Origin of the sequence: Nocardia yunnanensis, assembly GCF_003626895.1 — a bacterium.
GTDB lineage: Bacteria > Actinomycetota > Actinomycetes > Mycobacteriales > Mycobacteriaceae > Nocardia > Nocardia yunnanensis.
This window is the reverse complement of the sequence record NZ_CP032568.1, coordinates 5,021,439-5,044,574: the sequence shown is the minus strand read 5'-3', so window position 1 is coordinate 5,044,574 and position 23,136 is coordinate 5,021,439. Positions and strand designations below refer to the sequence as shown.

10 protein-coding genes are annotated in these 23,136 nt (G+C 70.5%); 9 read left to right on the top strand and 1 reads right to left on the bottom strand.

Going from position 1 to position 23,136, the window contains the following annotated elements:
* Window positions 1–20 precede the first annotated feature (20 nt).
* The 5 genes from D7D52_RS23655 (at window position 21) to D7D52_RS23635 (ending at window position 17,624) form a co-directional block, all read left to right on the top strand.
* Window positions 21–731, top strand: a complete 711-nt coding sequence (locus D7D52_RS23655) for a DUF6875 domain-containing protein (protein WP_246023248.1) — start codon at window positions 21–23, stop codon at window positions 729–731.
* Between the two features lie 10 nt (window positions 732–741).
* Complete coding sequence (locus D7D52_RS23650; protein WP_120739730.1) at window positions 742–14,109, top strand: non-ribosomal peptide synthetase; 13,368 nt, start codon at window positions 742–744, stop codon at window positions 14,107–14,109.
* Between the two features lie 93 nt (window positions 14,110–14,202).
* On the top strand, window positions 14,203–15,663 hold the full coding sequence (locus D7D52_RS23645) for a molybdopterin-dependent oxidoreductase (RefSeq protein WP_120739728.1): 1,461 nt from the start codon (window positions 14,203–14,205) through the stop codon (window positions 15,661–15,663).
* A gap of 180 nt (window positions 15,664–15,843) precedes the next feature.
* Complete coding sequence (locus D7D52_RS23640; RefSeq protein ID WP_162958500.1) at window positions 15,844–17,022, top strand: sensor histidine kinase; 1,179 nt, start codon at window positions 15,844–15,846, stop codon at window positions 17,020–17,022.
* The gene (locus D7D52_RS23635) at window positions 17,019–17,624 is read left to right on the top strand and encodes a response regulator transcription factor (RefSeq protein ID WP_120739724.1); all 606 of its coding nucleotides are present in this window, start codon (window positions 17,019–17,021) and stop codon (window positions 17,622–17,624) included. Before D7D52_RS23640 ends, D7D52_RS23635 begins: the two co-directional genes overlap by 4 nt.
* A 7-nt stretch (window positions 17,625–17,631) precedes the next feature.
* Here D7D52_RS23635 and D7D52_RS23630 read toward each other — a convergent pair whose 3' ends face one another.
* On the bottom strand, window positions 17,632–19,623 hold the full coding sequence (locus D7D52_RS23630) for a TPM domain-containing protein (RefSeq protein WP_120739722.1): 1,992 nt from the start codon (window positions 19,621–19,623) through the stop codon (window positions 17,632–17,634).
* A gap of 61 nt (window positions 19,624–19,684) precedes the next feature.
* On the opposite strand from D7D52_RS23630, the gene D7D52_RS23625 reads away from it, so the two are divergent.
* From D7D52_RS23625 to D7D52_RS23610, 4 genes are read left to right on the top strand one after another with little or no spacing between them, the layout of a single operon-like run.
* Window positions 19,685–20,380: an MBL fold metallo-hydrolase gene (locus D7D52_RS23625; RefSeq protein ID WP_120744403.1), complete on the top strand. Its 696-nt coding sequence runs from the start codon at window positions 19,685–19,687 to the stop codon at window positions 20,378–20,380.
* Window positions 20,381–20,424: 44 nt separating this feature from the next.
* Window positions 20,425–21,084, top strand: a complete 660-nt coding sequence (locus D7D52_RS23620) for a YdcF family protein (RefSeq protein ID WP_120744402.1) — start codon at window positions 20,425–20,427, stop codon at window positions 21,082–21,084.
* Between the two features lie 26 nt (window positions 21,085–21,110).
* The gene (locus D7D52_RS23615; protein ID WP_120739720.1) at window positions 21,111–22,379 is read left to right on the top strand and encodes a deoxyguanosinetriphosphate triphosphohydrolase; all 1,269 of its coding nucleotides are present in this window, start codon (window positions 21,111–21,113) and stop codon (window positions 22,377–22,379) included.
* Window positions 22,380–22,431: 52 nt separating this feature from the next.
* Window positions 22,432–23,136 carry a HalD/BesD family halogenase gene (locus D7D52_RS23610; RefSeq protein ID WP_120739718.1) on the top strand — a complete coding sequence of 235 codons (705 nt, stop codon included), beginning with the start codon at window positions 22,432–22,434 and terminating at the stop codon, window positions 23,134–23,136.

Sequence of the window (23,136 nt, the reverse complement as noted above, 5' to 3'; positions counted from 1 at the left end):
TCGATCATCCGAGGTGAGTCATGAGCGAGCGTGTTATCGGCCCCCGCTCGGGGCTGCAATGGGTCTCATTGGGGGACACCGGATCATCGTGCCCCGCTGCCAGGTCGACAGTGGCGGCATTTCGATCTTGGGCTGATTCCTATCTGACCCAACCCAGTGACGAACTGGGCCGCGACGGGCCGGTCTGCCCGTATGTCAAGCCGTCGCTACGGCGGGATCTGATGTGGTTGGCGCAGGTCCCGGCCGCGGAGCCGAGACCGATGTGGGTGCGCGCCATCATTCGGGACGCATTGGAACTCTATCCCGAACTGCCCACGGGGAACGGCAGTTCCAGCTCCGTGCTGCGCGCATTGATCACGGTATTTCCCAATTTGCATGATTATACGCTGATCGACGAAATGCATCAGGAATTCAAGAGCAACTTCGTCGAGCGCGGCGCGATGTTCGGGCAGTTTTATCCGGGCTGTGCACAGCCGGGGTTGTGGAACAAGGATTTTCGGCCATTGGACGCGCCGTTGCCGATGTTGGTGGTGCGTTCGATGATGACGACCGATTTCCCGTTTCTACTCGACCGACCGGAATGGGCCGATGCGTATGTGCGCAAGTTCGCGCCCACGCTGCCCGCGCACGTGCGGTCGGTCATGGTGGGGCGCTTGACTTCTCGGCCGGCGTCCTGGGTGCCCGCCTACGAGGCGCGGCCGGCAGACGAATCCTGCTCGACCAGCAGTTAGGTAGTGCGTGATGACGCGCGAACTCGAAGCGGCCCGTGCCGCAACCACTCTGTCCGAGAACGCGACGAATCCGACCGAGCGCTCCTTCCCGCTCACCCCCGCCCAATCGGGCATGTGGCTTGCGCAGCAACTGGATCCGGCGGTGCCGTTGTTGGAGGCCCAGTACATCGAGATGCGCGGGCCGCTGGACGTGGCGCTGCTGCGCCGGGTGGCGGCCCAGGCGGGACGTGAATTCGGTTCCGGCGTCCTGCGATTCGTCGAGGTGGACGGCGAGCCGCGGCAGATCGTGGAGTCCGGGCGCGAACCGGTCATCGGGTTCCTGGATTTCAGGGACCGGGCCGACCCGGTTTCACATGCGCTGGAATGGATGCGCGGGGATGTGGCGGCGCCGATCGACATGCTCGGCGAGCTCACAGGGATATCTACGGTGATCCGGGTCGGGGAGTCTCATCACCTGTGGTACACCAGAGCTCACCACATCCTCATCGATGGATTCGGTTCGGTGACCATGCTGTATCGGGTCGCCGAGCTGTACAACGCCGCGGTGCGCGGGCAAACGGCGCCTCCCGGCACCGCGGCCTCCCTGTGGGAGGTGTACGAGGCGGAGCGGGCGTACCGGGAATCCACCCGGTACGCCGCCGACGCGGAGTACTGGCGCACGGCCGCGGCGGGCCTGCCCGAGAGCTGCAGCCTGGTCCCGGGCACCGCGCCCGCGAGCGCGCTGGCCCGGGAGGCGCGCGCCGAACTGGGTGCGGTGACGGCCGCGCGCCTCGAGGCCGCGGCCCGCCGCTTCGACTCCAGTGCCGCGGGCGTGGTCATGGCCGCGCTCGCGCTCTACTACGCCCGCCTGACCGCCACCGAGGACGTGGTGCTGAGCCTGCCGGTGTCCGGGCGCACCACCGCGATGCTGCGGCGCTCGGGCGGCATGATCGCCAATGTGGTGCCGCTGCGGGTGCCGGTGCCGCGCGCCGCACGGGTCGGCGACGTGCTCGATGCGGTGCGGGTGGCCGCCTCGGGCGCGTTGCGGCATCAGCGATTCCGCTACGAGGACATGCGGATCGAGGCCCGGGGCGCGGACGGGGCGGTCGATGCGAGCCCGACGCAGCCGGGGCGCGGCATGGTCGGGCCGGTCGTCAACATCATGCTGTTTCCGGCCGGAATCGATTTCGCCGGTGTGGAATCGAGCCTGCACGTGCTGACGTCGGGGCCGATCGAGGATCTGTTCGTCAACTTCTATCAGCACGGCGCGGGCGCGCCGATCCACGTCGACTTCGCCGCGAATCCCCGGCTCTACGACGAGGATTCGCTGAGCAGGCATCATCGGCGATTCCTCGCTGTGCTGGACTCGCTGCTGGATGCCGAGGTCGAGGCGCCGGTCGCCGACCTGAATTACGTGCTGGCGGACGAGAAGTCACTGCTGGCGGGTGCGCAGGGGCCGCTGGCCCCACCGCCGCGGCTGTTGTCGGAGATTCTGGCGGCCGGGATGCTCCGGGCGGGATCGGACGCGGTGGCCGTGGTGAGCGGGGCGCGGCGGCTCACCTACGGGGAGCTCGATGCGCTGTCGAATCGGCTGGCGCGCCGGATGTTGCGCGCCACGGCCGAGGACGGCGCTGGGGTATCGACGTCCATCGGCCCGGAATCGACCGTGCTGCTGGCCCTTCCCCGCTCGATCGAGGCCGTCGTGGCGCTGTGGGCGGTGGCGAAGACGGGTGCGGCCTTCGTGCCATTGGGGACCGCGCTGCCCGCGGAACGTGTGGAACGCATTGCCGCCGAGGCGGGGGCGGTGCTCGGCCTCACGCTCGCCGAATTCGGGGCGGCACTGCCGGATTCGGTGCGGTGGCTGCCGCTCGACGGGCTGGTTCGGGACGAGACGCTTTCGATGGGCCGTGTGGAGGACACGGACGGTCCGCTCACCCCCGCCGAGCTGTCCGGTCGGACTCGGGTCGAGAATCCGGCGTATGTGGTGTTCACGTCCGGGTCGACGGGCGTGCCCAAGGGTGTCGTGGTGACGCATGCCGGGCTGGCGGGGCTGGCCGACGCGATCGTGCGGGCGTATCGGGTCGAGGCGGATGCGCGGGTACTGCAGTGCCTGAACCCGAGTTTCGATGCGGCGGTGCTGGAATGGCTGATGGCCTTCGCGGCGGGCGCGACATTGGTGGTGGCGGAGCAGGATCCGGTGGTGGGCGCGGAATTGACCGGTCTGATCCGGTATCACGGCATCACGCAGGTGTGTTCCACCCCGGCGGTGCTGGCGACACTGGAGTCCGGGGCGCTCGACGGGGTGCGGGCGGTGTCGTCGGGCGGGGAGCCGACCCCGCCGGATATCGTGGCGCGCTTCGGCATCGGGCGGGAACTGCTCAACTCCTACGGTCCGAGCGAGACCACGGTGGCGGTCACCTACACGACCGGGCTGGTGCCGGGGCGCGACGCGGGCATCGGTGATCCGATCCCCGGGGCCGGGATGCAGGTGCTGGATCGCTTGCTGCGGCCGGTGCCGATCGGTATGGCGGGGGAGCTGTATGTCACCGGTCCGGGTGTCGCGCGCGGCTATGCGGGCCGTCCGGGGTTGACCGCGGAGCGGTTCGTGCCCGTGCCTTCGGGTCCGGCGGGTGCGCGCATGTACCGCACCGGAGATCTGGTGCGCTGGAACGAATCCGGTGTCCTGGACTATGTCGGTCGTGGTGACTTCCAGGTGAAGCTGCGGGGCATGCGCATCGAACTCGGCGAGATCGACGCGGCCCTCGACACGCATCCGGGGGTGGAGATCGCGGTGACGGTGGCCCGGCCCGCCCCCAGCGGCGGCACGGTGCTGGCCGCCTATGTGGTCCCGCAGCCCGGGCACGCGGTCACCGAACGCGAGTTGATCGACCATGTCGCGCACCGGCTGCCGCCGTACATGGTGCCCGCCACCGTCACGGTGCTCGGCGCGCTGCCGCTCACGGCCAATGGCAAGGTGGATCGGCGTGCGCTCCCCGAACCCGTGGTGGCGCAATCGGTCTCGCGCGCCGCCGGGAGTGAGGCAGAAAGGGTGCTGTGCGCGCTGTTCGGTGAGGTTCTCGGCACCGGCGAGGTCGGGCCCGACACGTCCTTCTTCGCGCTGGGCGGCGATTCGATCATGGCCATCACCCTGGTCTCGCGGGCTCGCGCCACCGGTTTGGTCTTCTCGGCCCGCGAGGTCTTCGAACATCGCACGCCCGCCGCCCTCGCGGCCGTGGTCACCCGGGTGGAGGACCGTCCGCGGCGGCTGCCCGAACTTCCGGGCGGTGGCGTCGGACGGATGCCGCTGACCCCGGTCGCGGCCTGGCTGGTGCGCCGCCCGGGTTGGCAGCATTTCGCCCAATCCATGGTGGTGCGGGTGCCGGTCGGGGCGGAATCTCGTGCGCTGGTGCGGACCTTGCAAGCTCTTCTCGACCGCCATGACATGCTGCGCGCTCGCGTGGTCGAGACCGAGGAGGGTCTCCAACTCGAAGTTCCGCCGGTGGATTCCACGGATGTCGCTGAGTTGATTTCTCGGATCGACTGCACCACAACGCCTTCGGGAGCCGACATTTCTGAATCCGCGATCGATGACGCGCTGCCTGCGGCGGTCGACAGGTTGGACCCGCTGTCGGGTGTGATGTTCTCCGCCACCTGGTTGGACGGCGGCACCGAGCGCTCTGGTCGTTTGGCGATCGTGATCCACCACTTGGCCTGTGATGCCGTCTCCTGGCGAATCCTGCTGCCCGACTTGATGTCCGCATGGTCCGCGATATCGGCGGGGGCACAGCCGAGCCTGGACGACACCGGAACCTCCGTGCGCACCTGGGCCTACACGCTGGCCGAGCTGGCCACCGCGGTGCACGAGTTCGAGTACTGGCGGGAGGTGCTGGCGGCGGACACGCTGCTCGGGCGACGCCGGCTGGATGAGCAGGTGGACACTCACCGCACGGCCGGCCGGATCGAAGTCGAGGTGCCGCAAGCTGTTTCGGCGACGCTGCTCTCGCGGCTGGCGACAACCTATCGATGCGGGGTCGAGGACGCGTTGCTCGCCGCGCTCACCGTCGCTCTCGCACGCGGCGAGTCGACTGCGACGGGCGGGGAAACCGTCGTCATGGTGGAGCGGCACGGTCGCGACGAGGTCGCCGTGCCGGGTGCCGATCTGTCGCGGACGGTGGGCTGGTTCACCGCGCAGGTTCCGGTCCGGCTGCGGCCGGTCGGGTTGGCGGAAGCCGCGCTGAAGGTGGTCAAGGAGCGGTTGCGGAGCGTTCCGCGTGGTGGTTTCGGCTATGGGTTGCTGCGTTATTCGAACGCGGTGACGGAGCGGGAGCTCGCGGCACTACCCACGCCGCAGGTCGGGTTCAACTATTTGGGGCAGGTTCCCGATGCCGCGGTGACGGGGGACTGGCTGCCGGTGTCGATGGCGAGCCGGCTGGGCGGGCATGCCGATCCGGATATGCCGCTGGCCGCGGTGGTCTCCATCGACGCGGTGACCTTGGAATCCGAGCGTGGGCCGCGAATTCGAGCCATGTGGCAGTTCGCGTCGGAGGCGATCGCCGCGGAAGCGGTGGAATCCCTTACGCGCGAATGGCTTTCGGCGATCGAGGAGATCGCGGAACTGATCGCGCGGCCCGATGCGGGTGGTCTCACGCCCGGCGACCTGCCCTTGCTGACTGTCTCACAAGCGGAAATCGACGGATGGGAACGGAGATTCGGACGGCTGACTGATGTCTGGCCCATGACGCCGTTACAGCGAGGACTGCTGTTCCAATCCCAGCTTGCCGAGGGCGGGTCGGACGGCTACTCGGTGCAAGCCGTGATCGATATCGAGGCCGATCTGGATCCGGACCGGCTGACGGCCGCCGCGCAAGCGCTGGTATGTCGGCACGATGTGCTGCGAGCCGGATTCGTCGCGTCGGATAGCAGTGCCGTGCAGGTGATTCCGGCGGACGTCGCGGTGCCGTGCGCCTATCGTGAGGCTTTCGATGCGACGCCCGAGCAACTCGATGCCATCGCAGCCGAGGAGTTCGCGGTCCCGTTCGCTGTCGATGCCCCGCCGCTGATCCGGTTCCTGTGCGTCGCGGCGGGGAAGCGGCGATACCGGTTGATCATCACCAACCATCACCTGATCCTCGACGGCTGGTCCATGCCGCTGTTGTTCGCGGAACTGCTGGGCCTCTATGAAACCGCCGGTGACGACGCCGGATTCGCGGTCCCGGTGCCGTTCCGCACGCATCTGGAATGGCTGGCGGCCCGGGACGCGCGGCGGGCGCACACCGCCTGGTCCGAGGCGCTGGCCGGTCTCGACGGACCGACCTTGATCGCGCCCACCGCCCCGCGCGCGGGCGCGCCCACCACCCCGGTCGCCCACGAGGTGCCGTTGCCCGCCGAGCTCCCGGACGCTCTGCGGCGTACCGCCGCCGCCCACCAGGTCACAGTCAACACCCTGGTCCAGGTGGCCTGGGCGCTACTGCTGTGCGAGCAAACCGGTGGCACCGACATCGTCTTCGGCGCAACGGTTTCCGGTCGCCCGCCGGAGCTGACCGGCTCCGATCGTATGGTCGGCATGCTCGTGAACACCGTCCCCGTGCGGATCTCCCTCGACCCCGGGGAGACCGTGGGGGACCTGCTGTCGCGCGTGCAGCGCGAGCAGGCCGCTCTCGCCGAACACCAGCATGTCGGGCTCGACGAGATCCAGTCGATCACCGGCCTCGGCCCGCTCTTCGACACCGCCACGGTCTTCGAGTCCTACCCGGTGGACGCGGCCGCGCTCACCGCCGCCACCCGCCAGGCCGCGCTCACGGTGACCGGCATGCGCGCCCAGGACGGCACCCACTACCCCCTCTCACTGGCCGCCTACGCCAATAACGGCCTGCGCCTGGAACTCACCCGCTCCCCACGCTATTTCGACGCCCCAGCGGCCGATGCGCTCGTGGCCGCGCTGTCGCGCCTGCTGATCGCTCTGACGGGCGACTCGAGCCGCCGCGCGGCACAGTTGACCGGCACGCCGGCAGACGCCGGTACGGCAGTGCGCGCCGGAGCGCCTTCCGGTGGGGTCCGCCTGCTTCCAGATCTGTTGTCCGCCAATGGCTCACCGTCCGCTGTGGCCGTGCTCGGCTGGCTCGAGCCGTCGGCCGTCGGCGACATCGAGACCTCGCAGACGATCCAACTGACCTACGGCGAGCTGGATGCCGCCTCGAGTCGCCTGGCGCGTCGGCTCATCGACGCAGGCGCGAAGCCCGAAACCGCTGTGCTGGTAGCGCTCCCACGCTCGATCGACGCGATGATCGCGGTGTGGGCGATCGCCAAGACCGGCGCTGCGTTCGTCCCGGTTGATGTGACGCAACCCGCCGCCCGCACCGCCGCCATCGCGGCCGAAAGCGGTGCGGTACTGGGCATTACCGACGCCGCGTTCCACAGTGAGAGCAACCCGCTACCTGCCGGTGTGCAATGGCTGCGGATGGGTGATCCCGGCTTGGCCGCGGCTTGCGCGGGCCTGTCCGATGCGCCGGTGACCGATGCGGAGCGGCTCGCGCCGTTGCGGGCCGAACAGGCGGCGTACGTGGTGTTCACCTCGGGTTCCACGGGCACGCCGAAGGGTGTGGTGGTATCGCACACGGGGCTGGCCGACATGGTGGCCGCCATGGGCACGCGCGGCGGGGTAGCGCAGGGATCCCGCGTGATGCACTGCCTCAACCCGGCTTTCGACGCGGCGATGCTGGTATGGATGTCGGCGTTCGCAGCGGGTGCGACCGTGGTCGTCGCGCCGCCGGAGGCGAATGCCGGGGCGGATTTGGCGGCGGCGATCCGGGCAGGGGCCGCCACCCATCTCACCTGTACGCCGAGCGTGCTCGCGACCCTCGACGTGGACGATCTGCGCCGGGTGCGGACGGTCGTCCTGGGCGGCGAGCCCTGCCCGCCGGGATTGGTGTCCCGGCTGGGACCGGGCCGGGCACTGGTGAATTCGTACGGCCCGGCGGAAACCACCATCGCCGCCAGCTTCGGTGACCCGATGACCGGCGCGACAGCGGCCCTCCTGGGCACACCGGTTCCCGGCACGACCTTCCTGGTGCTGGATGGCTGGCTGCGGCCGGTGCCGCCCGGCGCGGTCGGCGGACTCTATGTGCGCGGTCCGGGGTTGGCGCGCGGATATGCCGGTCGCGCAGCGCTTTCCGCCAGCCGGTTCGTCGCCGACCCCTTCTCGGAAGGCCGGCGCCTGTATCGCACCGGTGACCTGATGCGGTGCACTGCCGCCGGTTTCGAGTACGTCGGCCGCGGTGACTTCCAGGTCAAGATTCGCGGAATCCGGGTGGAACCCGGCGAAGTCGACGCCGTGCTGACGACGCATCCGCGCGTCGACGGCGCCGTCACGGTCGCGCGCCGCAATCAAGCCGGGGCGATGACCCTGTGCTCCTATGCCGCCGGGGAGACGACGGCCGCCGAGCTGCTGGCCTGGGCTTCGGATCGGCTGCCCCGTTACCTCGTGCCGGCGAGCTTGCAGATGCTGCCGGAGCTGCCGCTGACCAGCAGCGGCAAGGTCGACCTGCGCGCGCTGCCGGAACCGGTACTGGCACAGGCGGAATACGTCGCGCCCGCCGGGGACGAGGCCGCGATCGCGGCGGCCTACGCCAAGGTCTTGGGCCTGGACCGGGTCGGTGCGCGCGACGACTTCTTCGCCCTCGGCGGCGATTCGCTGATCGCCGCGCGCGTGGCGGCACGGTTGTCCGCCGACCTGGGCCGGACGGTACCGGTGCGCCTGCTGTTCGAAGCCCCGGTGGTCGCCGAGCTGGCCGGCCGGCTCAGCGGGGCGGACACGCCCCGGTCGGGCCCGGCACTGGTCCGGCGCGACCACACCGGCCTGGTCCCGCTGTCTCCCGCGCAGCAGCGCATGTGGTTCGTCAACCGCTACGACCCGACCTCCCCGGCCTACAACGTGCCGGTGGCGCTACGCCTTTCGGGCCACCCGGATACGACGGCGCTGCGCCGGGCTCTACGTGACGTCATCGACCGTCACGAAACCCTGCGCACGGTCTACCCCGACGTCGACGGGGTGGGAATGCAGCAGGTGCTGCCCGCCGAAGACGTCCCGCTCGATCTGGACCCGAGGCCGGTCACCGGCGACCGCCTCGCGTCGGCGGTCGCGGAGGTGATCGGCACGGGCTTCGATGTCACCGCCGCGGTTCCCGTGCGGCTGCGACTGTTCCGCGTCGAATCGACGACGGTCGACACGGACCCGGAGCATGTGATCGTCCTGGTCGTGCACCACATCGCCACCGACGGATTCTCCATGGCGCCGTTGACCCGAGACGTCGCTGCTGCCTACGCGACCCGTGCGGCGGGTGTGTCGCCGGCCTGGGAGCCGTTGCCGGTCCAATACGCGGATTACGCACTGTGGCAGCGTGATCGGCTCGGTGCGGACGATGATCCGACCTCTCTGGGGGCGCAGCAAACCGACTACTGGAAGCAGGTGCTCGCCGGCATTCCCGATCATCTGGAACTGCCGACGGACCGCCCGCGTCCCGCGCAGGCCACTCATCATGCCGCCGAACATGTTGCGCGCGTGGACACTCGGCTCGCCGCCGCGATCGAGCGCCGGGCCCGTGAGCATCGTGCGACGCCGTTCATGGTGGTGCACGCCGCGCTCGCGGTGCTGCTGTCCCGCTTGGCCGGCACCGGCGACGTGGTGATCGGCACACCGGTCGCGGGCCGTGGGGAACGCGAACTCGACGATCTGGTGGGCATGTTCGTCAATACCCTGGTGCTGCGCACCGGGATTCGCCCGGAGGAGGATTTCGGCGCGCTGCTGGACCGGGTGCGCGACACCGACCTCGCCGCCTTCGAACGTGCCGATGTGCCGTTCGAGCGACTGGTCGAGGTGCTCGCCCCAGCCCGCTCGCCGGCGCGGCATCCCCTGGTTCAGGTGATGCTGGTGTTCCAGAACCTGGCCCTGCCCGAGCTGCGCTTGCCCGATCTCACCGTGTCGCCGCTCGAATTGCCGCAGACTTCCAGCCGATTCGACCTGAGCGTCACCGTCGTCGGCGACACCGACGGCATGGAACTGCGCTGCTGCTACGCCACCGACCTGTTCGACGCATCGACCGCCGCGGCGTTCACCGACCGCCTGCTGCGGGTGCTGGACGACGGCACCGCCGAAACCTCCACGCCGATCGGCGATCTCGACCTGCTCACCCACGGCGAGCGCCAGCGGATGCACCGAACCGAGCCACCCGTGGCGGCACCGCGAACCCTCGCCGACCTCATGGCCGACGCCGTTGCCACCAACCCGGAGGGCGTCGCGGTGGTGTGCGGGGACCGCGCACTGACCTATCGCGAGCTGGACGACCGGGCCGAGCGACTCGCCCGCCGACTGGCGGCCGCCGGAGCGGGCCCGGAAACCCTGGTGGCCGTGGGTATTCCGCGGTCCATAGAGTCCGTGCTGGCGGTCTGGGCCGTGGCGCGCACCGGCGCGGCATTCGTTCCCGTGGATCCGGCGTATCCGCCCGATCGAATCGCCCGCATCATCGACGTCTCCGGCGCCTGCCTGGGGCTGACCGTGGCCACGCATCGCGACCGGCTGCCGACGACCGTGGATTGGTGGTGTCTCGACGAACACGACGAGCAGACCACACCGGCATTCCTTCATGAAATAGTCAGGGACACAGCCCATCCCGCGTACGTGATCTTCACTTCTGGCTCCACGGGCGCACCCAAGGGCGTGATGGTCACCCATGCCGGGCTGGCGAACCTAGCCATCGCCCAGCGGGATCGAGACCACATCACCTCGCAGTCGCGTGTCCTGCACGTCGCCTCACCGAGTTTCGACGCCTCGGTGGTGGAGCTGCTCATGGCCGTAGGCGCGGCCGCTACCCTGGTGATCGCGCCGCCCACCGTGTTCGCGGGCCCCGAGCTGCGGGAATTGCTGTCCCGCCACCGGGTTTCGCATATCGCGCTGACCCCGTCCGCCCTCGCCACCGTGGACCCCGGCGGCCTGGACGACCTGCGGCTGATCGTGACGGGCGGCGAACCCTGCCCGCCGGAACTGGTCGCCGCGTGGGCGGCCCAGGGCCGCAGCCACTTCAACGACTACGGGCCTACCGAAGCGACAGTCTGGGCCGCCGGCGCGGCCCTGCACCCGGGCGAGCCGATCACGATCGGCCGTCCCGCGCCCGGCGCGCGCGCACTGGTGCTGGACGATCGGCTGCGGCCGGTACCCGACGGTGTTGTCGGTGAACTGTACCTGTCCGGAATCGCCTTGGCGCGCGGCTATTTCGGCCGCTTCGACCTGACCGCCGCCCGCTTCGTCGCCGACCCGCACGGCCACGGGCAGCGCATGTATCGCACCGGCGACCTGGTGCGCCGACGGCACGGCGACCTGGAATACCTGGGCCGCACCGACACCCAGGTCAAGCTGCGCGGCCTGCGCATCGAACTCGGCGATGTCGAGGCCGCGCTGACCGCCGAACCAGCGGTCGCCCGCGCCGTCGCGACGGTGCGCGACGACGGCCACGGCGGTCTGCTGGCCGCCTACGTGGTCGCCGCCCCCGGCAGTCAGCTGGAACCCGCCGCGCTGAAGAAGGCCGCGGCGCAACGACTCCCGTCCTATATGGTGCCGTCGGCCATCACCGTGCTGCCGGAACTGCCACGCACCGCCAACGGCAAGCTCGACCTGGACCGGCTGCCCGCCCCGCAGCCCATGACCGGCGACCGGCAACCGCCCGACGGACCGGTCGAGACGGCCGTCGCGGCGGCCTTCGCCGAGGTGCTCGGCCTCGACACGGTCTGGCGGGGCGATGATTTCTTCGCGCTCGGCGGCAATTCCCTCATCGCCACCCAGGTCGTGGCCCGCCTGGGCGCGACCCTGGACACGGCCGTCCCGGTGCGCGCCCTCTTCGACGCCCCCACGGTCTCCGAGCTCGCGGCACTGGTCGCCGCGGGCGATGCGTCCGGCCGCCCCCGTCCCGGACCGCGTCCGCGCCCGGACCACATCCCGCTGTCGGCGGCCCAGCAGCGCATGTGGTTCCTCAACCGCTACGACCCCGGCTCACCGCTCTACAACATTCCGGGCGCGTTCGAAATCGCCGGTGCGCTGGACATCTCGGTATTGCGGACCGCGATCGACGATGTCGTCGCCAGACACGAGACGCTGCGCACGATCTACCCGCTCGGGGCGGACGGGCGACCGGAGCAGCGGATCCTCTCGCCGGCAACGGATTCCACCCCGATCACCGAACTCGACGTCACGGCCGACGAACTCGGCTCCGCACTGATCGCCGAACTGTCTGTGGGATTCGACATCACCCGCGAGACCCCGCTGCGGGTCTGCGTACTGCACGTCGAACCGGAACGCACGGTGCTCGCACTGGCCGTGCATCACATCGCCGCCGACGGCTGGTCGATGGCACCGCTGGCCCGAGATGTCATGTACGCCTTCGCAGCTCGCACCACAGGCGTCGCACCCGAGTGGAGTCCTCTGCCGCTTCAGTACGCCGACTATGCGCTGTGGCAGCAAGAATTGCTGGGCTCCGACCACGACCCCGACAGCCTCGCCAATCGCCAGCTGGATTTCTGGCGCACCACCCTGGCTGGACTGCCCGACATGCACGCGCTGCCCACGGATCGTCCCCGCCCGACCGTCCCGTCCGGTACCGGCGATCGCATCGAATTCTCTGTCCCCGCAGAGGTTCACGACCGTGTCCAACTGCTGGCCCGCGAGCACGGCGCGAGCCCGTTCATGGTGGTACACGCCGCCCTCGCCGTACTGCTGGCCCGCCTGTCCGGTCAGCCCGACATCGCCATCGGTTCGGTGGTCGCGGGCCGCGGCGACGGCGAATTCGACGACCTCGTGGGCATGTTCGTCAATACCGTGGTGCTGCGCTCGCACATCGACCCGGCCGCCGGCTTCGCCGACACCCTCGACGCCGTCCGCCATGCCGACCTCGCCGTCTACGGCAATATGGACCTCCCGTTCGAACGCCTGGTGGAGGCCCTGGCCCCCGCCCGCTCCACCGACCATCACCCGCTGTTCCAGGTACTGCTCGCGTTCCAGAACGTCCGCACCGAGGCAACCACTTTGCCCGGCTTGACGATTCGCCCCCTGGACGCGCCCGCTCCCGGCGCCAAATTCGATCTCGAATGGATGCTGGCCGAACAGTTCGGCGCGATGGGAGAGCCCGCGGGCATGACCGCGTCGCTGACCTTCGCCACCGACCTGTTCGACCGCGGCAGCGCCGCCGCCATGGTGGACGGCTTCCGCACGCTCCTGGACGCGATGACCGCCGACCCCCTCGCCGGCGTCGGCGCCATCGGCGGCCCGCATCCGCCCGCGCTCACCGTGAATCCCCACGCCGCCCCGTCGGCACCGGTGCGGGAACGGGTCCGTCGCGTCTACCGCGCCCCGCGCACCGACGCCGAACGCACCCTGGTGACCGCCTTCGAATCCGTCCTGGACTCCCCGCGAGTCGGCGTGGACGACAACTTCTTCGACATCGGCGGCAACTCCATGGGCGCGGTCCGCCTGGTCACCGAGGTACGCGACACGACCGGCATCCCCATGCCGCTGCAATGGATGTTCCTCGACCCCACCCCCGCCGCGCTGGCGCGACGCCTCGTCGAGACCGCCGCCCAACCCGACGTCGACCCCGCCATGCGGGTGCTGCTGCCGATGCGCCCGCAGGGCGAGGGACCCGCCCTGTTCTGCGTGCACCCGGCCATCGGATTGGCCTGGTGCTACGGCGGATTGGTGCAGTACATCGACGGGGCGCACCCGATCTACGGGATCCAGTCGCCGGGCGTCACCGACGGCGGCACCGCCGATCGCACCGTTCACGACCTGGCCGTGCGCTATGTCGAGGAGATCCGCCGCGTCCAGCCCGAGGGCCCCTACCACCTGCTGGGCTATTCGGCCGGCGGCCCGCTGGCGCACGCCATGGCCGTCGAGCTGCGCCGCCGCGGCGCGCCGGTGCCGTCGCTGATCATGATCGATTCGCGCGCCGACGTCGCCGTCCCCGACGACAGCGCCATTCCGCCGCTGTCGCTGCTGCTGGCCGAATTCGGCGGCATCGACGTACCGCCCGAACTCGAACACCTCACCGCCGCCCAGGCCGCGGAGCTGCTGGAGGCGAGCGGAATCAGTTTCACCGCAACCGAACTGGAGCACTTCTACGGCGACCTGCGCCACCTGCTGCGCCAGATCGCCGCCCACGACCACGAGGTGTTCGACGGCGACCTGCTGTTCTTCGCCGCCGCCTACAACCCCGATCCCAACCCCAATGTCACCACCTGGCGGCCCTACATCTCCGGCGCCATCCACGACCGGCCGCTGCCCTACGGCCACAACGAGATGATCACCGCGGAGGCGCTGGCCATCATCGGACCGCTCGTCGACGCCTACCTGAAGCGCTGACGGCCGCCCGGTCGGCGCGATACCTCGTGGCCGCTGCCGCACTGGGGAACAATGGGCGCTGGAAACCCGGTCGGCTACGAGAGGTTCGAGCAAGTGTCGGTGAACGGGCAGATGCCGGTGGGGCGGAACAAGCGGCTGCTGGGCGCGGCGGCGGTGGGACTGGGCGCGCTCGGTGCGGGCGAACTGGTCGCCGCGGCCAGGGGCGGCTCCCTGCTCGACGGCATCGGGCGGCTCGCCGCCGACTACGCGCCGATCCCGGTGGTCGAGGAGATGGTGGCGCGCTCCGGGCGCTACGACAAGGAGATGACGCGGCTGGGCGTCGCGCTCGGCGCGGTCACCGCGGCCGCCGGAATGCCGCTGCTGCCGAACCGCTTGCGCACCCCCGCCGCGGTGGCGTTCGGGGCAGCCACGGCGGCCGTGTCCTTGCGCGGCGCGAACCGTTCCCTGGCCGGGGCGCTTGGGGGTGTCGCGGCCGCGGCCGTGCTGCGTTCCGGACTGCGGCATCGTCCCGCTGGTCCGGCCGGCGAATTGCTGTGGGCGGCAGCGGGAACCGGTCTGCTGGCCGCCGCCGAGACGCTGGTGCGCCGCGCGGATCGCCGCTACCGCGAGCGGGTGCGCCGGATCGACCTGCTGGGTGCGCACGCACCTGTGCCCGAAGACGGCCTCGGCGCCGAGCCGGGACTGTCGCCGCTGATCACCAAGGCGGGCAGATTCTATGTGGCGGACGTGAATTCGCGGCCCCCGCGCATCGATCCGGCGCAGTGGCGGCTGTCGATCGGCGGGCAGGTCGCCCACCGGCTGCGGTTGTCGCTGGCCGATCTGGCCGACCAGGCCGTCGAATTCGACGCCGTCATGGTGTGCGTGCACAACACCGCGGGCGCGCACCGCTGCGGCAATGCCCGCTGGTTCGGTGTCCCGCTGACCGCGCTGCTCGACCACGCCGTCCCCGAATCCGGCGCGACCCGGCTGGTCACCCGCGCCGTGGACGGCTACACCATCTCCCTGCCGCTGGCGCCGCTGCGCACCGGCGAATGGCCCGGCTACCTCGTGATCGGCATGAACGGCGAACCGCTTGCCCCCGAACACGGTTTTCCCGCAAGGGTTTTCGTACCCGGGATCTACGGCCAGTACACCGGCGTCAAATGGCTCACCGAACTCGAACTCGCCGACGACAGCCACGTCGACTACTGGTGCAAACGCGGCTGGCCCACCGAACCCCTGTGGGTGCGTCCGCAAGCCCGCATCGACGTGGCCACCGGCGACGCCGCCGGCTCGGGCAAATTCACGGTGGCGGGCGTGGCCTGGGCGCCGCCGCACGGGGTCTCGGGTGTCGAGATCCGCGTCGACGACACCGACTGGCTCCCGGTCGAACTCGGCGCCGAACTCGCTCCCGCCGCCTGGCGACGCTGGCGCACCGTGGTGGACCTGCCCGCGGGCGCCCATACCATCCAGGCCCGGGCGATCGGCCGCTCCGGCGACGTCCAGGACGCCGGACACCGTCCGCCCTTCCCGATCGGCCCGGGCGGCCTGCACACGATCACCGTCACCGCCTGACCTCACATGACATCTGTCATGGGGTGACGGTGACGGACGGGGGAGGCGTCGCGCGGCGGGCCGGCGGACAGTGAGGAGGTGAACGCCTCCACACCCCGCCTCCCCGCCGACGGTCACCGGTCCCTCGACGGTCGGCCGCCACCGGACCGGCCGTCCGAGCAGGCCGGATACGGTGGGTGGGTGTTTGGGCGTAACTGGTGGCCGCGCTGGGCGGATGTGGCCGGAGATCCGGATACCGAAGAGGCGGGCATCCGGCGGCGACGCCGCTTCGGCCCGCTGTTCGCGACCGTGTGGGGCGTGTACCTGATCGACCCGCTGCGCAAGGCCTGGGAATTCGACGATCCGGTCGCGCGCGCCTACACCGTGACCGTCATCGTGGCCTTCGGCGTCTGCTACGTGTGGTCGTACTGGATGCTGGTGCGCGGACCGGTCCAACGGCCCTGGCCGCCGAGCCTGTCGCTGCGGACCGTCGTCGCGCCGCTGGCGGTGCAGGCGCTGCTGATGATCGCGGCCGCGGTCACCCTGCATTCGGCGGTGCTGGGAATGGGCGTCTACCTGGCGTCCTATATCGGCTTCACCACGCCGATCAAACCGGCGATCCTGTTGCAGCTCATCCTGATTCTCGCGACCTGTGTGGTGCCGCAGGCCATCATCGGGCAGCGTCCGGAGTTCGGCGTCATGGAGTCGATCGCCCTGGCGGGCTTCGCGGTCGCCGGGGTGCGGGTGATCCTGGTGCGCAATCACGAACTGTTCCTGGCGCGCAAACAGATCACCGAACTGGCGGTCGCGGAGGAGCGGCTGCGGGTCGGGCGCGACGTGCACGACATCCTCGGCCACTCGCTCACCGTCATCACCGTGAAAACCGAACTGGCCCAACGCCTCATCGACCTCGACCCGCAACGCGCCAAGACCGAGATGTCCGAGGTCGAGCAGCTCGCGCGCGAGGCGCTGGCCGGGGTGCGCACCACGGTCGGCGGGCTGCGCGAGGTGTCGCTGGCCGGCGAGCTGGCCAATGCCCGCACCGCGCTGCGCGCCGCCGAAATCGACGCCGAACTCCCCGATTCCGACGACCTGCCGATCCGCAACAGCGTGGTGTTCGGCTGGGTGCTGCGTGAGGCCATCACCAATGTGGTGCGCCACAGCGGCGCGTCGCACTGCTGGGTGCGGGTCACCCCCGGCAGTATCGAGGTCGCCGACGACGGGGTGGGGCAGCACGCCGGCGCCCGCGACGGCTCCGGGCTGTCCGGCCTGCGCGAACGGGTGCGCGCCACCGGCGGCACCCTCACCCTCGCCAATCGCCCCGAGGGCGGATTCCGGGTGCTGGCAAGCTTTCCGGTGAACGACAAGGAGCGGGAATGATCAAACTGCTGCTCGCCGACGACCAGGCCCTGGTCCGCGGCGCCCTGGCCGCGCTGCTGAGCCTGGAACCGGACCTGGACGTGGTCGCCGAGGTCGGGCGCGGCGACGAGGTGCTGGCCGCGGTCGCCCGCACCGCACCGGACGTCGCCCTGCTGGACGTGGAAATGCCGGGGCTGGACGGGATCTCGGCCGCCGCCGCCCTGCACGCCGCGCATCCGGACGTCCGCATCCTCATGGTCACCACCTTCGGCCGGCCCGGCTACCTGCGCCGCGCCATCGACGCGGGCGCGTCCGGGTTCGTCGTGAAGGACACTCCCGCCAAGGAACTCGCCGATGCGGTCCGGCGCGTCCATTTGGGGCTGCGGGTGGTGGATCCGGCGCTGGCCACCGAAACCCTCACCGCCGGAACGTCACCGCTCACCACGCGTGAACGCGAGGTGCTCGCCGCGGCCGCCGACGGCGCGACCGCGGGCGCCATCGCCAAACAACTGCACCTGTCCGAGGGCACCGTCCGCAACCATCTGTCGGCCGCGATCGGCAAGACCGGCACGCGCACTCGCGTCGAAGCGGTGCGCGCCGCGGAACGCCTCGGCTGGCTGTGACAGCGAGCTAGAAGCGGCCGCCGCGACTGATGCGCCGCGACCCGTCGGAGCCGCCGAAGGAACCCGGGCCGTAACCTCCGCCGCCGAAACCGCCACCACCGCCGCGGTATTGATTGCCCATGCCACGCAGCATGCCGTCGATGAGAATGCCGCCGAGGATGGCGCCGGCGGGGGAGTTGCCCGAGGTCAGGGTCTGTTGCCGGGCCTGCCAGTCGCGGACGGCGGCCTGGGCGGTCAGCAGGGCGCGGGAGCCGAGTTCGGCGGCGCGCTGAGCGGATCGGAGGGCCTCGTCGGGGTCGGTGGGCGAGAGCTGTTCGGCCTGTTCGAGATTGCGCTGGGCCTCGGCCAGCCGGGTGCGGGGTTCGGCGTCGACGCCGCCGCGGCGGGTGCTGATGAAATCGGCGGCCGCGGCGATCTGGCCCCGGGCCGCGGTGAGCGTCTGGTCCAGGCGGCGGCGCAGTTCCTCGTCGGCGCGCTTGCGATCGGTGGCGGCGGCGATGGCTTGATCCAGCGCGGTGTCCGCGGTCACCGCCTGCCGGAAGACGCCGAGCGGATTGGCGGTCTGCTCGGCGGTGGCCCGATCCAATGCGGTGCGCGCCGCGGTGACGGCGGCGGGCAACTCGGCGCCACCGTGCGCCGACAGGTCGGCCGCCGCGGCGAGGTCGCGGCGCAATTCCTCGACGATGCCGGGCAATCCGGCCCGGGCCTGTTCGATATCGGTGGCCGCGGTGTCCACCGCGTCCAGCAGGGTGCGCGCGGCCGCCACGGCCGATTCGGCGGTCCGGATGTCGGCGACCGCCGCACCCTGCTGCCCGACCGGTTTGGCGATCGCGGCGCGGCCGTTCTCGATCGTCTGCTGCGCGAAGCGAATTCGCTCCTCGGCCATGCTCACGTTGTCGCGGATCGGGGCGAGCACCGCGGCCGGATGCTCGCTCACCAGCCGGGCCAGGGTGTCGCGCGCGCCGGGCAGGCGTGCGGTCAGCTCGACCATGTCGCGGGTCAAGGCGTCGAGCCGGTCCCCGGCATTGATCAGCAGGTTGCGCATGGCGTCGAACTCGCCGACCTTGGCGTCGAGGTCGCGGTCGGCGCTGCCGCAGCTGCTGATCAGCTCGATCAGCATGCGCTGCTGCTGATCCGGGGTCTCGGGAATGTCGTCGTCGAGTTGCTGCCGGATCGAGAACGCCTTGGCCAGCGCGGTTTTCGCGGTCTGCAGCGCGGCGGTGAACGGCGCGGTCGCGACGGCCCCGAATTCGTCGGTGGCCAAACGCAATTCCTCGGTGCTGGTGCGAATCGCGTTGTCGGTGTCGACCAGCGTCTCCTTCGACAGGGCGTCCAGGATCACCAGCGGCAGGGCCCGCAGGGCGGCGGTGTCGGTCGGATCGGTCCGGCGCGCGGACTCCAGCGCGGCCCGGGCGCGCCGCTGCTTACGCCACCGCGCCCACAGCCAGACCGCGAGCACCACCGCAGCCACCACGAGCACGAGCAGCACCAGGGTCCCTGTCCCGAGTCCCCCGGAGCCGCTCATGGCGTCCGACAGCCCGGTCGCGGCCGCCAGTCCGGCCCCGGCCCAGTCCCCGGCGCGCAGCTGGGGCTCGACCTGATCGGTGAGCAGCCGATCGATGTCCTTCTCGGTGATCGCACTGGGCGCGGTCCCGGTGAACGCGTAGGCGCGGTCGTCGACCGCCACCGACAACAGCACGTCCCGATCCCCGAATCCGGACAGCTGCGAGGTCTGCTCACCCCACGAATTCGCGTTCGTGCCACTGAAATTGCGCACGTAGACGACCCACAGCCGTTCGTGGTGCTTGGAATACAGCGAGTCGATGGCCTGCTGCAGCTCGGCGCTCTGGCCGCGGTCGAGGGCGTTGGCGTGGTCGGTGACGTAGCCGGGCAGCCGCAGCGGCTCGTCGGCGCTCGCCGGTGCGGCGCGCCCGCCGAGCAGAGCCGATACCAGGAGCACGCCGGTCACGAGAAGGGACAGCTGCTTCGATAGCCGCATCCTCTGAATCTAACTGTGGAACGCGGAGGGTCGGTTTCTTCTGCACACTGTGTCGGCCGCCATGACTACCATCGGGGGCGTGATCACGATCGATTCCCCGTACACGGGACATGTCGCCCCCGGCTCGAATCCGCAGCTGCGGGAAGTGCCCGGCGCGCGCATCGTGAAGATGTCCGTCGGCGGCATGGACAACAACACCTACCTGGTGCAGTGCGCCGAGACCGGCGCGACGCTGCTCATCGACGCCGCCAACGAGTCCGAACGGATTCTGGAGCTGCTGGGCCAGGAGGCCGCGGGCCGCGTCGCGCTGCTCGTCACCACCCATCAGCATCCCGATCACTGGATGGCCCTGAAGGACGTGGTGTCCGCGACCGGCGTTCCCACCGCCGCCCACACCCTGGACGCCGACCCGCTGCCGGTGCGGCCCGATCGCCTGCTGGTCGACGGCGACACGATCCAGATCGGCGACCTCGAGCTGGAGGCCATCCACCTGCGCGGCCACACTCCCGGCTCGGTCGCCCTGGCCCTGACCGACGGCGGCGGGCGCGTCCACCTGTTCACCGGTGACTCGCTGTTCCCGGGCGGCGTGGGCCGGACGCAGTCTCCCGAGCAGTTCACCTCCCTGCTCGGCGATGTCGAAACCAAACTGTTCGACCGCTATCCCGATGACACCGTGGTCTACCCGGGCCACGGCGACGACACCGATCTCGGCACCGAGCGCCCGCAGTTGCCCGAGTGGCGGCGACGCGGTTGGTGAAACTCCGCAACCCACCCACCGATCCGGACTGGCTGGTCCACGACATGACCGACCCGACCCCCGCGGCAGGACCCGCCCGCGGCGTCTGGCGGTGGACTCGGCGTCTGCTGCTGGGCGCGCTCGTCATGGGCGTGCTGGTGGTGGGCGGCACCGCCGTGCGCGTGTGGCAGGTCGCCCGCGTCGACGACTACAGCCCGGCCGACGCCATCGTGGTGCTGGGCGCGGCCCAATACGACGGCACCCCCTCGACGGTGTTCCAGGCGCGACTGGACCAGGCGTACAAGCTGTTTCGCAAGCAGATCGCCCCCATGATCGTCACCGTGGGCGGCAAACAGGTCGGCGACAACTACACCGAGGCCGCCGCCGGCAAGATCTACCTCGAGGATCGGGGCGTGCCGGAGGATCGGATCCTGGCCGTCGAAACCGGTTCCGACACCTTGCAGAGCGTGGAGGCGGTGTCGAAAGCCCTGCTGGCGCGCGGCAAATCGTCGGTGGTGCTGGTCAGCGACCCGTGGCATTCGCTGCGCACCCGCACCATGGCCCGCGACGCCGGGCTGCGGGCGTGGACCGCGCCGGTGCGCACCGGGCCGGCCGTCTATACGCGAGAATCGCAGGTGCACGGCATTTTCCGGGAGACCTTCGCCCTGCTGTGGTATCAGCTGACCCACTTCTCGGCGGATTTCAAATACACGGCGGACCAGTGAGCATCTACACGGCGGGTCAGTGATCAATGAACGCGCGCATCGACTATGACGGGGTGTACTCCGAGGCCGATCGGGAGCGCATGCTGCCCGAAACCGATCGGACCGCGGGGCTGAGCTGGTCACCGTGCCCGGCGCGGCGCAGCGAGTTCGCGCGGGACCGGGCCCGGGTGCTGCACTCCGCGGCGCTGCGGCGGCTGGCGGACAAGACACAGGTCATGGGCCCGCTCGACGGGGACACGCCGCGCACCCGGCTGACCCATTCGCTGGAGGTCGCGCAGATCGGGCGCAGCATCGCCGACAGCCTGGGCTGCGATCCGGATCTGGTGGATCTGGCCGGGCTGGCCCACGACATCGGGCATCCGCCCTACGGGCACAACGGGGAGAAGGCGCTCGACCAATTCGCCGACGCGCACGGCGGTTTCGAGGGCAACGCGCAGAATCTGCGCATCCTGACCCGGCTCGAGCCGAAGGTCATCGACGAGCAGGGCCACAGCTTCGGGCTCAACCCGACCCGCGCCGCCCTCGACGCCGTCATCAAATACCCCTGGGGCAGAACGGGTCCCGGCACCAAGTTCGGGGCCTACGGGGTGGACATGGATCGGCTGGACTGGGTGCGCAAGGGCGCGCCCGACCGCCGCCAATGCCTGGAATCGCAGATCATGGACTGGGCCGACGATGTCGCGTACTCGGTGCACGATGTCGAGGACGGGGTGATCGTGGGCCGCATCGATTTGCGCGCGCTCGCCGACCCGGCGGAACAGCGCGCGCTGGCGGAACTCGGCGCGCGCCGGCACGTCAGGCTGACCGTCGACGAGTTGACCGCCGCCGCGCAGCGGCTCTCCGAGATGCCGGTGGTGGGCGCGGCCGCCGAGTTCGACGGGTCCCTCGCCGCGTCGGTGGCATTGAAGAGGCTGACCAGCGATCTGGTGGGCCGCTTCGCGACCGCGGCCGTGGAGGCCACCCGGGCCGGCTGGGGCGGTCGCCAATTGTCGCGCTACGCCGCCGATCTGGAGGTGCCGCGGATCGTGGCGGCGGAGGTGGCGGTGCTCAAGACCGTGGCGCTGCGCTACGTGCTGTCCGATCCCATTCACCAGGTGCGGCAGGCGGGTCAGCGCGAACGCATCCTGATGGTCGCCGACCGGCTGATGGATGTCGCCCCGAAGGGGCTGGACCGGTTGCTGCTGCCGTGGTGGGAGGCCGCCGACGACGACACCGCGCGGGTGCGGGTGATCGTCGACCAGATCGCCTCCTACACCGAGAGCCGCCTGGAACGCGTCGCCGCCGCGATACGCTGAGTCCGGCGAATGCTGCGGCAGGGGGCGCGATGACACGCGAGGTGGACGGCCGATGACACACGACGTGGAGAGCATTGCCGACCTGGACAGATATCCGCTCGACCGGCGGTCGGTCACCCGCCTGCGCGAGGTGGTCGAGCGGGCCCAGGCCGACTTCCTGGTCAGCGGTGTCACCGTGCTGCCCGAATTCCTGCGCCCCGCCGCCGTCACCGAGATGGCCGCGGACGTGCTGTCCGACGGGCTCGGCGACGCCATGCGCTTCGAATACACCGTGGCCTGCGACCGGATCCCGGACTCCTCGCCGCTGAAGGCGCTGTATCGCTGGGAACCGTTGCGGGAGTTCGTATCCCAGCTGGTGGGGGAGCAGGCGTATCGCTCGGCCGACGAGCTGGGGGCGATGACGGTGCAGATCCACGAGGCCGGGGACGTGCAGGACTGGCACTACGACATGTCCGATTACACGGTGATGCTGCACATCGTCGCGCCGCAGCGCGGCGGCGGGCTCGAATACATTCCGCTGCCAGGGGCTTTCATCGAACGCGGGGGCGGGCTGCCGATGCGGCATCGGCACATGGTCAAGATGCTGCCGACCGTGCCGGGGACGCTGGTGCTGCATGCCGGGCGGCGGTCGCGGCATCGGGTGACGCCGGTGCAGGGGGAGATTCCGCGGGTGAGCGTGCACATGGCGTTCAACGCGCGGCCAGGGCAGCGGTTGAACGCGCATGTGCGGCGGCATTTGTTCGGGCGCGAGGAGTAG